The sequence below is a fragment of the Winslowiella toletana genome, from assembly GCF_032164335.1.
GTDB classification, from domain to species: Bacteria; Pseudomonadota; Gammaproteobacteria; order Enterobacterales; family Enterobacteriaceae; genus Erwinia; species Erwinia toletana_A.
Genome location: NZ_CP134152.1, coordinates 2,472,785 through 2,487,953, shown reverse-complemented (window position 1 = coordinate 2,487,953; position 15,169 = coordinate 2,472,785). Strand labels below are relative to the sequence as shown.

Below are 15,169 nucleotides of genomic sequence, written 5' to 3'. Positions count from 1 at the left end.
TGTAACTCAGCCGTTAATTAACTGCACAATTTCCAGCAATTGCTGCCGCTGTGCCGGTTTTAATTCACTTGCCGCGCAGTCATCGCTGTTTTGCACAATCAGGGCACTCAGCCCGACCAGCCAGTCATAAATATAAACCGCTGTGCTATTGGCAGGGACTGCCGAAAGGCGTGTCAGGCGCAACGTCTCACCAAAGCTCACCGCTGGCATCGTCGGCTGAGCAAAGATCTTCTCACCGCGATTAATCCGGCTCTGTGGGCGCTGCGCTTCACTCTGTTGCAGGAAGCCGAGCCAGGCGACAAAATCACCTAATACCGTCATCGCCCGTAACACCTGGCGATCGGCTTTCGCGTTATGGTCGCCAGCTATCGTTTCGCTCTCAGTTAAAGCCTGGCGTAATAATTCGCCAACCCGCAGGCGAAAGCTGGCAATAATCAGCTCTTCAACCAGCAGTTGTAGGGTGGCTTTATCCATATTCAGCAGCGCCAGCAGCGACGCGTTTTCTGGCAGATTACGCAGATGATTAACCCAATAGCGCAGCACGTTTTGCGCAAATTGGCCATCCCGATCCGCTTCAGTAAACGACAGCTGTGGTGCCGCATCCGACTGTTCACTGAACAGATCAAAGGTAACACCAATGCTAAAGTTGCTCAAGGTACTGGCGGCGTGCGCGTCAGCCTGCGCCTGTGGCAGGCGCAGCCACAGGCGACGCAGCTCATCGCGGCAGGGTTGCAGTCGTTCAAGCAGTTCACCGTGCAGACCGGTTCGGCTTTGCAGCACTTTTAACAGCGTTTCCGCGATGTGCTGTTTTTTCTCTGGCTGCTGATTCTCGCTGTCGCGGTATTGCCAGCTTGCCAACAGATTGTCCGCCACTTCATGTTGGAGTTCTGCCAGCTGTTGGCTGAGGCGCGAGGTCTTCACCTCAGAATGAAGGGCCGTTTCCAGCCAGCTTGCCATGCGCTGCATGCCGGCGTCATCAGGCACCAGCATCGAACCCCACATATCACCTGCATGGCCGATGCGTCTTTGCACTGCTTCATCATGATTGTGCTGAAAATGACGACGATCCCAGCGGGTGATCGCCCAGATCAGCCCTGGTCGGTGCGGGCTACGCTGTTGAGTATTTTCACCCTGTGTAGTTCGAACCCAGTGTTCCAGCGCTTTGCTGACGGTTTTAACCTGATTACGGCTGCTGGCGGCACCGCAGACTACCAGCAGATTAACCGCCTGACGATCGCTGTAATATTCCAACAGGTAACCGCGTTTCGCCTGTATCAGATCGGCCAGCCGTGGATTTTTCTGTCGCGCATCCTGATGGATTGCTACATCCTGCGGCTCATATTCCGCTGGAATATCCAGCACATCAACCGCTGCCGACAGCGCTGCACGCGGCGATAAACTCAGCGGTATGTGTAGCTCTGCGGTGAGCAGCACCAGCTCCGCCAGCGAGATATTCTGCGCGGTTGCTGCGCGGCCATGCGGGCAGGGCACGATCTGCACATTGCTGTCATCGGCCATATTTAACGCGGCGGCGCTGGCCGGATTGAGTAACGCCTCTGTCGGTAACTGCATTTCGTCGGAAAGCAGGCTGAGCGGTGCCAGTACTTTACGGCAGCCGCCCAGGCTTTGCAGACGGTGGGCCAGCTGTCGCCACAGGTCGGTAAGAACACGATCTCCGTTCCACAGCAGCGCAAAAAGTTGGGCACGATCGTCGACGGTCAGCCAGGGCGCTAACTCAATGGCGGCTGGCCAGAAATCGTTGCTCAATGGCTTCTGGCGTAAAGCATCATGACGCAGCATAAAATCGTAAATCGATACCATTTGATCGCTGGTGATGCCCGCACTCGCTTGCGGCTGACGGTGGCGTTGCAAATTGCTCAACTGCATCATCATCTGTGTTTCATCAGGCGGGGTAGCAGGCTGCGCTAATCCGCAGCGCAGCACCATGCAGGTGATATCGGCTTCACTGAACAGCGTCAGTTCACAGGGCCACTGCGAATTTTCGCTTCTGGTCTGAGGTTTGAAGCGGATCACAATCCCGCAATCCTGATTGCCAGGATTAATATGGCTGAAATAGTCGAGCGTTTTGCCCGCCATCCCGCTGACCAGCCGCTGTTGCGAATCACCGACCAGTGATGAAATAAGCCAGGCTTTCCCTGCCTGTGACTGACCGTAAAAAGCAAGGGTAGTACGCTCAGCGACCGTGGCGTGCAGCCGATCGGCCTGCCGACGGCAGCGGCGTAATTTTGTTTTCAGATTTGTGGCTTCGATATCCAGGCGCATTGCGCTGCTGCGGCTGTTATCCAGCCACGTCAGCGCGTTGCTGAGACCTTCGCTGACGGCCATCAGCCGATCTGACTGCTGTTCTGGCGTGATAAGTTTCATTTTTTAAACACGCTCCCACTGTCGATCCAGTATTGTGCCGCGCTGTTGCCGCTGGCTGATAAGGTATTCAGACTGAGGCGTAAATGCTCCAGCGGTATCCGGCTGCCGTCAGCCAGGCGGGCGTCAGCAATCTCAAAACGCTCCGGGCTATGGGGATCTTCACCGGTAACGACCCGCAGTCTGATACGCAACTCGCTGTCACCGGCCACTTTACGTGCCAGAGTGGGATCGGTAATCGACAGGCTGTAGAGTGGCGCGGCAGGCCAGCGAGGGCTATCCAACTGGCGGAAGCCCAGGCATAAGCCGCCGCGGATACGGAAGCTGGTGAGGTTGTCGAGGCTAAAGCCTGGCCGGTCAAGGTCGATATCGCTGTAATAAATATTGTGGTTACTCAGCATGTTATCGGCGTCCAGCATACCCAGATAGCGAATGGTGGAGTAGGGCTGAAAATCGCCGGCGCGGAACCAGAAGCTGGACAGCCTGAGATCCAGAGCCAGCAGGCACAGCATCGCGCCGACCGCGGCAGTAGATTTCGGGTTATCAATACGACCGAGCTTGTTAAACGGATACCAGTCGCTGGTGTGATAACCTTCCAGCGATAAAATCCGGCTGCCGGGTAACGGTTGCAGATGGCGAAACAGCGCCTGTATTCCTGGGAAGCGCGACGGGCGGCCAGTCAGCAGCAGTACGTCGCAACTGTAGAGTGATACCACTTCAGCCATTGAACGCAGCGTCTGCACTATCGACAAACGGTGGGATAAGAATTCACCGTGCAGTTTATTCAGCTGAACGATCAGCGGAACCTGCAAGATATCGAACAGTGGCTCGCCGCCCAACGCGCGTTGCAGTTCGCCATTGATATACTCCAGTACCCTGCTGGTCGGCGGCTGATCCAGCATTTCAGCAAAGGTGGCATCGATTTCTGCGCTACTGTCGAGCGGGTCAAAACGCTCGTAATTTTCCAGAATGGTGCGGGCTAACGGCATAAAAATCTGCAAGGTCAGCTGCTGACGTAGCGTGGAATGTGCATCGGTGCGGCCATCATGAGCGAACAGTCTGGCCATCAGCACTTCAGTATTAAGCAGACCGGCGCTTTTCAGCGCCTGCTGCAGCGCCGGCAGCACATACAGCTGAATGACATCCAGCAGAATATCATCACCCGCCACTTTGAAACCTTCGCGGAACAGCAGGCGTGGATTAATTTTCACATTGTTGCCGCTACCGTCATCCAGCGCATAATGTGTAATCGCCAAATCGGTGGTGCCGCCGCCAATATCGATAGAGGCAATACGCAGGGTTTTACCCGGCTGCTCGTCAGCCGACAGCGGGCGGTCGGGCCGCGCCATACTGGCAAAGAAATCTTCAGCGCGTCCGGCAAAATTAACCTGGGTTTCATTGAACAGATAAACCATCTGACCGCAGGTCGCCTCATCCCACTCCATCTGTACTTCCGGCACCGGCTTCAGACTGCTGGCTTTATCGTGCTGAGTGGAGAAGGGTTCATCGGCCGGATGCCAGGCCATCGCTTTCCACACCAGTGCAATTGCTTCAACCATGCGGCGGCGAAATATCTCCCGCTCCGGTTTTGGCATTGCGGAAGGGAGCGTCAGGATAATATTACGCAGCTGACGCGGGGCGGTGCTGTGCGGCATTTTCATGCGCTGTGCGGCGCTGTTAATCTGCATCAGCGCCTGTGCCAGCAGCTCGCTCAGCATAAATGTCATCAGCGAGCTGCGGCTGTAGTGCGCTGAAAATACCGGCAGGCGCTCATCGGCTGGCAGGGTATACAGCGGTTGGCCGTTATCATTGAGCAGAGTCATGAGTGGATTGGCTATAGCCGGCGCTTCGCTAGCGGGTTGGTTAAAACGCCAGCCCGGCAACCAGCTCTCTTCATCCCACAAGTAGCGGCGTGGGCTGGAGATGCCGCTGGTGCCCTCGGTGCCGAGGCGCTGCAACGCCAGTCGATCGGCTTCGCGGCCAACGCGCGTCAGAGAAGGCCAGACAAAGGCATTTTCACGCCCGCTTTCCAGCGAGAAATTGGCTTTACCGAAGTTGGCCTGAGCAAATTCAACCCGACTGACAAACATCTCGTTATAAACTTGCTGTGGCCTGGCCAGATCGCGCAGCTGCAACTCATAGGTTTGTTTCAGACCGTTGCTCTCATCAGCATGATCCTCGACCAAAATGCCGCAGGTGTGCGAATTACCGACATCAAGGATCAAATCCACGTTAACCACCGGCTGCTGTAACGTGGCGGTGTGAATTTTAATCTCGTTCAGTTGCAGCTGGCTACCGAGCAGATTCAGCAGGTTAAGGTAGTGCGCCTGATACTCAAACTCCTTCAGGCCGATTTTTACATTAACCGCATGACGATGTTCACGCTGCGCGGCTTGTTGAGTAAACACTTCGCGTAACCAGCCGTCGATCCAGGTAAGATCAAGGAACTCACCCAGCTCATCATTGTGCCAGGCAAGAGCGAAGCTGACGCCGTTCTGAGCATCGCTTTTACACAGCGCCAGCGCGCCGTCGTCTGCCGCCGTGGTGCCGGTGTCAAACGCCAGAGAGGCGCGATGGGTATGGCCTTGCTGGTCTGGCGAGTCCAGTTTACTGATCCGCACTCGCGCCCAGTTTTCCGGGCCGCCGAGAAAATTGCGCGGCGGCGTATAGCGCAGCACCGGCAGCGGTAGCCAGATATCTTCCAGCAGCATCAGTGACTGGTCCAGCGTAAAGCTGAACTCCGGTTTCACCACTTCCGGCGCAGCACCTGCCGCCATACGCAGCTGATATTTTCCGTTATTGCTGTCATGATCCAGCCACAGCAGTGGACCGTTAGCAGTCTTGCGGACAAATTTTCCTGCCTTTACCGCATCCGGCTGTGCCCTGATGGCGAAATCGAGAAACTGGATACCGCTATCCTGAATCAGCGTCACTTTTTGCTTAAAATCGATAAGGGTTGCCAGCATGGTCACTTCGTCTCGCGTTTCATCGTCATCGGGAACACCGTTTCGGTGCCATAGCGTGCTTCGCAGCTAGCGGCACCGCTGGCCGCTTTACAGACAATTTCCGGCATTTTATAGCGGCTACCATCGCTGCAACGGGCGGTATAGCGGCTGTTAATCACCAGATTGCCCGAGCTCATTAAGCCAGCTGAGATATCGGCTTTGCAGCGGATGCCGTCTCCCTGAATAAGGCGAGCGCTGCCAGTACCCTTGCTAATCTGGTATTTCAGACTCGATGGCTTACCGGTTGGTAAATTGTTCGCCTCCAGCGTCACGCGCCAGCTGCCGTTCAAAAAGTCAGTGGAGCCAAGTTTTACCGCATCGGCAGGCATCACCAGATCGTCATCCGTCGCCAGTCGTGCAGGCGTTTCAGCCACGGCATCACGTGGCTTCTCACTCTGCGGCTGCGCGGGTTTCGTTATTTTCGGCGCTTCAGGCAGCCTGGCCGGCTCTGCTGACGCAGCGGTCACCGCTACTGGTGCAGTTACCGGTGCAGTTACCGGTGTGACTGGCGGCTCAGCAGCGGGTTTAGCCGTTTTGATCACCGGCTCTTGAACGATCTGAAAGGCGCTAAAATATAAGCCGGCCAGCGCAGCCGCAATGATCAGCGGCAGCAATAACCAGCCAGCAAGCCGCCACAGCCGACGCGGCTTAAGCGGCGGTGTAACAATCAGCGGTTCAGGTTCTGCTGCGGGCAGCGAAACAGCGGATAGTGGGGGAGCATTAACCGGCAGTTGCGGAGGTGGAGTGAGTTGTAGCGTGGCACGCAGGCAATCAAGCGCATCGGCACGCGGCTTTTTATCGACATCGACAAAGCCCCAGAAGGTGATCACCGGCTTACCATCCACCAGATAGATGGTGTTCTGGTCGGGAAACTGAAAAGCTTTGCTCAACAGAATACCAAACAGCCGCATCGCCGGATTCTGCGAACGTTGCGCTTGTTGACCGATCTCATCAACGGCTGTCTGATAGCTGTCCAGTAGCTGAATGGCGGCCGCTCGCTCGCTGTCGCTGGCGGCAACCCACGACTTTACTTTGCCACAGAATGGCGCGTACCAGTCAATGCGCTCGCCCCGTTCATCAGGCTGCGGAATTGCCAGGCAACTGGCGATATCTGACTGTTTTTTCAGACGTAATGTTTCGCGCAGCTGAAGTGCAGAAGCGTAAACCGGCTGGCCATTTTCCCCAAGCGCAAGTAACGCATCCAGATTTCCGCTGCGTAAAAATGATTTTGCCACGTACCACGGCCCTTTTGTGACGCTGCCTGAGGCAGAAAATAAAGTGTTATCCGGAATGTGATTACTTTAATTCTGTCAGTGCCCGATCAAACGCCGGAATAAGCACTAAAAGTGGCAACTGTCTGCGGCATCGGGCGATTTACTCCACCATGGGCCAGCACGGCTGCGGGGCAGCCGTGCCAGGTTTTTGAAGTGCATTTTTGAGTTTTATGTTGACTGACTAAGTGGGTATTTTTCCATCATTAACTCAGCCGATTGAGTCGGACGATAAAATCGACGGAATCATCATCCTCGGCTCTTACACGGCGTTCAACTGCGTAAGCGGTTAAGCCGAAATCATCCATAATACGCCGTGTTGATTTACCATTTGGTGTTCTGAAAAAAGCGTCAAATAATTCCTGGCCTGATTTGCCCTCGGTCATTTGTAATGTGGTTTCATTAGTCATGGTATTTCTTTCAATCACTTCCGGTAGCTCACCGAAAAAGTTATTTTTTCTGGATATGGTTTCATACTGATATCGAGTGACATCGCTGGCATAATAGGGCACGTCTCTTATTTCTCTGTAGTTATGATGAAACGTCCATTTAGTTCTTTCAAAGGTATTACTGAACGTATTACCTCTGTTAAGAAGGTCTCGCGATCCCATCGAGTAATTCTGTTCGAAATGCAAAAAGTTATTTTTATCATCAATCCAGGCACGCGCTTGTTCCCAGGATTGTCGTTTGCTGCTGCCTGCATTATCAGCGCCCAGTAGCCTCTCGGCTGATTCTGAATAGGTAAACTCGAAATGGCGCGTTTCAGAAACCATCGCGCTGTCAGCGGCACCGCTGGATAACAGGCGGGGCCCGCCCGCCAGTAAGCCTGCGCCAAGAGTTAACAATCCGCTGGCAAAGGAGAGCCACCCCAGCGCCGCAGCAGCGCGCGGATTGGTGCCTGCGCTGGTGATACTGACGATACCGCTGACATCTGCCACCAGATTCGCGGTGCCAGTCAGCAGAGTCGTGGCGGAAGTGCTGACCAGGGCAGCCTCTAAACTTCCGGCGGCTATTAATGAGCCTCCGCCGGTAAACAGTGCTCCGACAATGCCCAAAATCCCCATCCCAATGCCCAATGCTGCCTGCCAGCTAAAATGACCGGATGGATCGCTGCGGTTGACAGGATCTCCCGCGCAATAGCCGTAAGGATTAACGCCGCCCATGCCGAATGGGCTCCAGCTGTCGGGTGCAGTAAAGCGCATCAGCAGCGGACTATAACTACGATAACCATTGCCCAACAGAGAGTTTCCGCTGACGGGATCCTGACGCTGCCCGTTAAAGCCTGCAATATTCCTGTTCATAAATACCCCCTTGTTAATCAGAGTATTTATTAATAGCGGATAGGGATCGGGATAAAAACAGAAAAAAAACCAATTAAATCATATTAATAAAGGCATCACAAAATGATAAGTCACTACTAAATCGAACGCCCGAGAGTCATGGGGTAACAAATCTCTTGCATCAAAACCGGTACGCCAGGCCAGCGCTGATCGAGTAGTTTTTATTGGCTATTCCTGCGGCATCGCCGCCTTGTTCATCGTAACTATTATCACTGTGGTCGATCATTTGGGAACCGCCTTTACCTTCGGAATAATGGTTATAACTCACCTCTGTAAACACTTTGGCATTAGGCGTTACGTAATATCCGACGTCCATTGAAGCACCGTAAAAAGTAGAGTTATTCGATTTTTCACGAAATGTCAGGTCACGCGCGTAGTGCTCATCATTATCGTTAGCCTGCACCCACGGGCTGTATTTCAGCAGCCCATTAACTTCCAAATTATTCACGCGATATTGTCCAGCCAGACCGATATAGGGCATTGAGAAGCGCTGTTGATAGCCAATAACCCGCTCACCACGCGGCAATTCACCGACATCGTTACCGTTATCATAGCGGTATGAGCCGCCGAAGGCGGTCCAGCTAAAACGCGTTTGTTGATAACCGACGACTGCACCCAGCCGGTAATCGTCGTCCTGCAACAGCCAGCCCTTCAGGTTAACATCGAACTCATTGGCGTAGTTAAGCCGGGTATTGGAATGATGCGAATGTTCACTGGGATCGGACTGGCCTTCTTTCAGCCAGTCCCAGTCATCCAGCGTGCTGCTACCTGATGCCAGCGAAGTCCAGCCGCGGGCATTCAGCGTCAGCCACGAAAAAGCATCCCATGAAATATCGCCTTTCAGGATGGCGACATTATTGATTTTCCAGTCCAGCTGGCTGAGTTTTTTGCCGCTGGCTGGATCATAAACTCGTTCCTCTGATTTACCGCCCAGCCATCCGAGCGAGGTTGAGAGCGAAATATTATCCGCTTGGGTATTGAGTTGAAACGGCGATGATGTGACAGCATAAACATTGCCGGTTATCAGCAACGTAGCTGCGGCAATAAGCTTTTTCTTCATGGTTGTTTCCAACATTTATTAATCAGCGATATCAGATTGCATTAACGCTTATTTTTATAAAGTGATGGAAATCTTATTCTGGTTACCTGACGACCTGAACTATCGTCTTGCTACCTGGATTCTGCGGGCGCGTTTTGGCCGCGATAAAACAATATGGGCCAGCACGCCACCGATCAACCCCCAGAATGCCGCGCCGACGCCGAGCAGCGTTACGCCAGAAGCGGTAATCAAGAAGGTGATAAGCGCCGCGTCGCGCTGTTGACTGTCGCTTAATGCCTGTTGCAAGCTGCCGGAAAGCGTGCCGAGCAGCGCCAGTCCGGCGATGGTATGAATTAATGCCTCCGGCAGGGCGCTGAACAGCATACCGATGGCCGCGCCGAAGATCCCGGCTAACAGATAGAAACCACCGGCGGCGGCCGAGGCAAGATAGCGGCGTTTCGGATCGGGATGCACATCGTCACCCATGCAAATCGCGGCGGTAATTGCGGCAATACACACCGAAAAGCCGCCAAAAGGTGCCAGTAACAGCGAGGTTAACGAGGTCCAGCTTATCAGCGGTGAAACCGGGGCTGCATAGCCTGCGGCTTTCATCGTCGCGATACCTGGTGCATTTTGTGAAGCCATCGTCACCATAAAATAGGGCACGCCGATTCCCAGTAATGTCGATAAAGTAAACTGTGGAGCAGTAAATTCCGGCCAGGCAAAGTGCAGCGACTGCTGCGGGAAATTGATATTGCCCTGCATCAGTGCCACTGCCAGGCCCGCCAGTAGCGTCAGCATAATCGCGTAGCGTGGCATAAAGCGGCGTCCCAGCAGCCAGATCAGGCACATACTGCCGCTAAGAACGAAATTGACCTGTAGCGAGGAGAAAGCATCAAGGCCGAAACGCAGTAAAATGCCTGCCAGCATGGCGGAAGAAATTGCCAGTGGAATGGTGTTCATCAGCCGGGCGAACAGGCCGGTGACGCCGCAGAGTAGCATCAGCCCGGAAGCAAAGATAAAGATGCCTGTCGCTTCATTTAGCGTCACGCCGGGCAGGCTGGTGATCAGTAGCGCGGCGCCGGGCGTCGACCAGGCCGTCAGTACCGGCATGCGATAGTAAAGTGACAGGCCAAGTGAAGTGATGCCCATCGCCAGACCCAGCGTAGTCAGCCAGCCGCCAATTTGCAGTACTGAAGCGCCTGCGGCTTCTGCCGCCTGAAAAATGATGGCGGCAGAGCTGGTATAGCCCACCAGTACCGCGACAAAACCGGCAATAATCGCGGGGATAAAGAGTGATTTCGACGGTGTGGCGGGCATAGTCAATTCCTGCTTGTGCGTTATAGCGCACAACAATAGCATCGTGCGTTATAACGTACAAGCGGCTATAATCAGGGCCGATTTTCGGAGGGAACGCGATGCAGCAACTTAATCAGCACCTGGCAGACACGCTCAAACAGCTGCGGCATTTGCGCCAGTGGAGTCTGACTCAGGCGGCAGAACAGACCGGTGTCAGTAAGGCGATGCTGGGGCAAATTGAACGAGGTGAATCCAGCCCAACGGTGGCGACATTGTGGAAAATTGCCACCGGATTTAACGTCGCATTTTCGGCATTTATCGGCAACGCAGCCGGGCAACTGCCGCCAGTGGTGCAGCGCTACGCCGATTTGCCGGTGTTCAGCCAGGACAATGCTGATATGCGCGTGGTGCCACTTTTTCCATTTGATAAGCAGCTCGGTTTCGATATGTTTGTTATCGACATGGCGCCGGGCGCGCTCAGTGAATCTTCAGCTCATGAGCTGGGAGTAATCGAGCATGTGATTGTCATAGAAGGGCAACTTGAGCTAATGGTTGACGGAGTATGGCATCAGCTAGCGGCTGGCGAAGCGCTGCGTTTTCAGGCCGATCGCCCGCACAGCTATCGCAACGCCAGCCAACACAATGTGCGGCTGCACGATCTAATCCATTACCCCTGCGTCGGACGTTAATGCTGCTGTGGATTATCACTCAGCAGAATCGCCAGTTTTTTACCGTCGTCGAGCTGCTCAAGCAGCAGTTTAACCACCACCGTTAGCGGCACCGACAGGATCATCCCGACTGGCCCGAGTAGCCATCCCCAGAACAACAACGAAATAAACACCACCAGCGTCGATAAATTTAAACTTCTGCCCATCAGACGCGGCTCGAGGATATTACCGAACAGCAGGTTGATCGCCAGATAGAAAGCGATAACTCCCAGCCCCGGATAGAGGCCATTAAACAGCAACGCCTGAATAATCGGCGGAATAGCCGCAATAATTGAGCCGATATTGGGAATATAATTTAGCGCAAACGCCAGCGTGCCCCAGAGAAAAGCAAATTTAATATCCATCGCCCACAGCATCAGCCAGACCGTGAGGCCGGTAATCAGGCTGATCACGGTTTTTAAGACCAGATAGTGGGTGACGCTTCTTAAGCCATGACGAATGGCCGCCATGGCGCGGGACGGCACCGGAAACAGCAGGGGACCTTTCTGCTTCAGGCTCGGCACCTCCAGCAGCATAAACGCCACCGTCATAATCAGCAGGAACATTGCAGTCATGGCGTTAGAAAAATACCCCACGGCACCGGACACCAGCCGAACGGCGATTGACGGATCGATATAGTGCATCATCTCATCAAGCGAGATGTTAATGCCCATAGTTAACAGCAGGGCGCGGGTATCCAGCAGCGGCTGGGTTAACATGCTGCGATACTGCGGCAGGGTGCGGGCAAATTCATTGAGTGTGCTGCTGAGTGCTGCTACCAGCAGCAGCATAATCACCACAAAACAGCTCATCAGTAGCAGAATCGCCAGCACGCGCGGCACGCGGATCCTCTCTGCCAGCCGGATCAACGGATTAAGCACAATGGCAAAAAACAGCGATAATATCAGCGGCACCACCAGCGCCGACGCGGCCTTCAGGCTGGCAAAAATCACCAGCAGCATGGTGATAATCGCCAATACCCTGACCAGTTTATCCGTCGATGAATTTAACACGCCGCTACTCTCCTTTAGTTTTGCTCCATTCACGCAGGCGCTGTATATGCAGATACAACGACGGGACAAAGAACAGCCCAATTGCCGTGGCGGCCAGCATTCCGCTAAACAGCGTGATACCGATGATTTGCCGACTTTCTGCGCCTGCACCGCTGGCCAGCACCAGCGGTAACACGCCGAAAATAAACGAAATCGCTGTCATGATAACCGCCCGGAAACGCTGTTGCGCCCCTTGTTGCGCAGCCTGCTGAATCGACAATCCTTTTTCCCGCAAATCACGGGAAAATTCAACAATCAGAATAGCATTTTTCGCCGCGAGGCCAATCAATAACACCAGGCCAATTTGCGCATAAATATCGTTGGCTAAACCTGCCAGCTTTAATCCCATTACCGCACCCATCAGGGCAAACAGCACCGACAGTAACACCGCCGCCGGTATCGTCCAGCTCTCATACTGGGCGACCAGGAACAGATAAGCGAAGACCAGTGCCGCCAGATAAATCATTATCGCTTTGCCACTGTTTTGCAGCTCCTGTAAGGACATGCCGCTCCAGCTGTAGCCGTATCCCTCGGGTAGTTCGCTGTCCAGCAGCTGCTCCATAACGCCCATCGCCTGACCTGAACTGACGCCTTCCACTGCCGAACCGCTCACCGCCACCGACGGGAACTGGTTATATTGCGCGATAAACGGTGAACCAACTGAGGGGGTTAACGTAACCAGTTGGCTCAGGCTGACCAGCGCGCCGCTGTCGCTGCGCACCGATAACTGATTAATTTGCTCGCTGCGCTGACGCCAGGTCATCTCATTTTGTACTTGCACCTTAAACAGCCGATTGCTGCGGGTAAAATCGCCAACGTTAATACCGCCCAGCGCGGTTTGCAGGGTGGTAAAAATACGATCTACCGGCACATTAAGTAACGCTGCGCGTTCACGATCGACGGTTAAACTCATTTCCGGCACGCTGGCGCTGAACGTTGTGAATACTCTGCTGAGTTCCGGCTGCTGATTGGCCGCCATAATCAGCGCATGGCTGGTGCGCGCCAGCTCCTGCTGTGATTGTCCGTCAAGTGCCTGAATGCGTAAATCAAAGCCCGAAGCATTACCCAGCCCGTTAATAGCCGGAGGAACAAAAGCCATCATCATCGCCGAAGGGTTGGCGGCAAGCTGTTGCTGAATGCGCGGCAGAACCTCATCGATCGGTTCGCGCTCATTCCACGGTTTTAACTGCACGATGCCAAAACCGCCGTTCGCTGCGTTGCCACCGCCGAGCAGACTGAAGCCGGTAATCTTAATCACATCGTCTACCGCCGGATCGGCAGCGACGGCTTGGTACATTTGCTCCATTACCGTTTGCGTCCGAGCCAGTGAGGCACCATCCGGCAGCTGCACATTTATAAACATATAGCCCTGATCTTCTTCTGGTAAAAACCCGACCGGCAACAGGCTGTAACAAAGCCAGGTCGCGCCCGCGGCCAGTATCAGAGCGGAGATGGTTGTGACACTGTAACGATTTATGCGCGTCACGGCACGTAAATAACCGTCACGAGTGGTTTGCAACAGGCGATTAAAGGCACCAAAGGGACCGCTGGTTGGCGGTTGACGATACTTGAGCAGCGTGGCGGTAAGCGCTGGCGTCAGCGTCAGGGCATTCACGCTGGACAGCACCATGGCGGTAGCCAGCGTGACGGCAAACTGACGATACAGTTCGCCGGTAATCCCCGGCAGCATCGCCACCGGCACAAATACCGCCAGTAATACCATGGTCGTAGCGATTACCGGCCCGGCGATTTGCGTGATTGCCTCGCAGGTGGCTTTAAACGGCCCAAGCTGCGGGTTTTCCACCATAATGCGCTCAACATTTTCTACCACCACAATCGCGTCATCGACCACGATATTCAGCGCCAGAATCATGGCAAATAAACTGAGCATATTAATCGAGTAGCCAAACAGCAGCAGTACCGCCACGGTACCGAGCAGCGATACCGGAATGGTCAACGCCACGATAAAGGTCGCGCGCAGGCTCTGCATAAACAGATACACCACCGCCAGTACCACCAGTAAGGTCAGAACCAGCGAATGCATAATCTCGCGCAGGGTTTCCCTGATCGAATCGGTTGAATCGAAATTGATATCAAAGGTCATATCATCCGGAAATGCCCGTGCCTGCTGCGCCATTTCTGCTTTTACTGCGCTGGCAACGCTTAGCGCGTTAGCACCCGGCGTTGGATAGATCATCAAAAATGCGCCGGGCGTATTATTCATCGCGGCATTAACCTGATAGCTTTCTGCTCCCAGTTCAGTGCTGGCGACGTCGCCCAGCCGTACCATGCCACCGTGTTGATTACTGCGAATCACAATGCGGGCAAACTCTTCCGGCGTAGAAAGACGCCCACTGCCGCTGATGGTCAGGGTTTTTTGCTGATCGGCAGGCGTGGGAGCAGCACCGATTTGACCGGCGGCAGCCTGTACATTTTGCTGACGCAGTGCCGCAATAATCTCATCGGTGGTGACATTAAGCGCTTCCATCCGTAACGGATTCAGCCAGATGCGCATACTGTAGTCGCGGGAACCAAAAATCTGCACATCACCGACGCCGTCGATTCTTGCCAGCGCATCCTTCAGACGAATGCTGCTGTAATTACTCAAAAACATCGCGTTGTGAGTGCCGCCAGGTGACTGAACGCTGAGCCCCAGCAGAATATTGGTGGCTCTTTTGCGCACCGAGATGCCATTGTTAATGACTTCGGCGGGTAACTGGGCGCTGACCTGCGACAGGCGATTTTGTACCTCGACCGCCGCCATATCCGGATCAGTTCCACTGGCGAAGGTGATGGTCAATGAGTAGCTGCCGTTATTACTGCTGCTGGACTCCATATACAGCATATTGCTGACGCCATTGATCTGGCTTTCAATTGGTGAACCGACTGCTTCGGCGACATCGCGGGCGCTGGCACCTGGATAGACCGCACTGACGCTGACCACCGGTGGGGTGATCTCAGGGAACTTTTCTACCGGAATAATCGTCAGCGCCAGTAAACCAACAAGGCTGATAATCAGTGCGATAACCATCGCAAACTTGGGACGTCTGACAAAAAAATGTAGCATCGTGATC

The 15,169-nt window shown here is 54.1% G+C and carries 9 protein-coding genes; 1 reads left to right on the top strand and 8 read right to left on the bottom strand.

Going from position 1 to position 15,169, the window contains the following annotated elements; genetic code table 11:
• Positions 1-6: 6 nt before the first annotated feature.
• The 6 genes from RIN69_RS11680 to RIN69_RS11655 all read right to left on the bottom strand — a co-directional run bounded on the left by RIN69_RS11680 (position 7) and on the right by RIN69_RS11655 (position 10,357).
• On the bottom strand, positions 7-2,385 hold the full coding sequence (locus RIN69_RS11680; protein WP_313852001.1) for a virulence factor SrfC family protein: 2,379 nt from the start codon (positions 2,383-2,385) through the stop codon (positions 7-9).
• On the bottom strand, positions 2,382-5,348 hold the full coding sequence (locus tag RIN69_RS11675; protein WP_313852000.1) for a virulence factor SrfB: 2,967 nt from the start codon (positions 5,346-5,348) through the stop codon (positions 2,382-2,384). The genes RIN69_RS11680 and RIN69_RS11675 overlap by 4 nt, the downstream gene beginning before the upstream one ends.
• A 2-nt stretch (positions 5,349-5,350) precedes the next feature.
• Entirely contained in the window at positions 5,351-6,622 is a 1,272-nt protein-coding gene (locus tag RIN69_RS11670; protein WP_313851999.1) for an SrfA family protein, read from the bottom strand.
• 242 nt (positions 6,623-6,864) lie between these two features.
• Positions 6,865-7,959 carry an RHS repeat-associated core domain-containing protein gene (locus RIN69_RS11665; RefSeq protein ID WP_313851998.1) on the bottom strand — a complete coding sequence of 365 codons (1,095 nt, stop codon included), beginning with the start codon at positions 7,957-7,959 and terminating at the stop codon, positions 6,865-6,867.
• 160 nt (positions 7,960-8,119) lie between these two features.
• A complete protein-coding gene (locus RIN69_RS11660) occupies positions 8,120-9,058 on the bottom strand; it encodes an omptin family outer membrane protease (RefSeq protein ID WP_313851997.1) in 939 nt (312 codons plus the stop codon).
• A gap of 99 nt (positions 9,059-9,157) precedes the next feature.
• Positions 9,158-10,357 (bottom strand): benzoate/H(+) symporter BenE family transporter, encoded by a 1,200-nt coding sequence (locus RIN69_RS11655; RefSeq protein ID WP_313851996.1) that lies wholly within the window; start codon positions 10,355-10,357, stop codon positions 9,158-9,160.
• A gap of 98 nt (positions 10,358-10,455) precedes the next feature.
• On the opposite strand from RIN69_RS11655, the gene RIN69_RS11650 reads away from it, so the two are divergent.
• Positions 10,456-11,025: a helix-turn-helix domain-containing protein gene (locus RIN69_RS11650; protein WP_313851995.1), complete on the top strand. Its 570-nt coding sequence runs from the start codon at positions 10,456-10,458 to the stop codon at positions 11,023-11,025.
• Here the strand turns inward: RIN69_RS11650 and RIN69_RS11645 are convergent.
• Both RIN69_RS11645 and RIN69_RS11640 read right to left on the bottom strand, forming a co-directional pair.
• Complete coding sequence (locus tag RIN69_RS11645; protein ID WP_313851994.1) at positions 11,022-12,056, bottom strand: AI-2E family transporter; 1,035 nt, start codon at positions 12,054-12,056, stop codon at positions 11,022-11,024. The genes RIN69_RS11650 and RIN69_RS11645 overlap by 4 nt on opposite strands.
• A gap of 4 nt (positions 12,057-12,060) precedes the next feature.
• Positions 12,061-15,162 (bottom strand): efflux RND transporter permease subunit, encoded by a 3,102-nt coding sequence (locus RIN69_RS11640; RefSeq protein ID WP_313851993.1) that lies wholly within the window; start codon positions 15,160-15,162, stop codon positions 12,061-12,063.
• Positions 15,163-15,169: the final 7 nt, after the last annotated feature.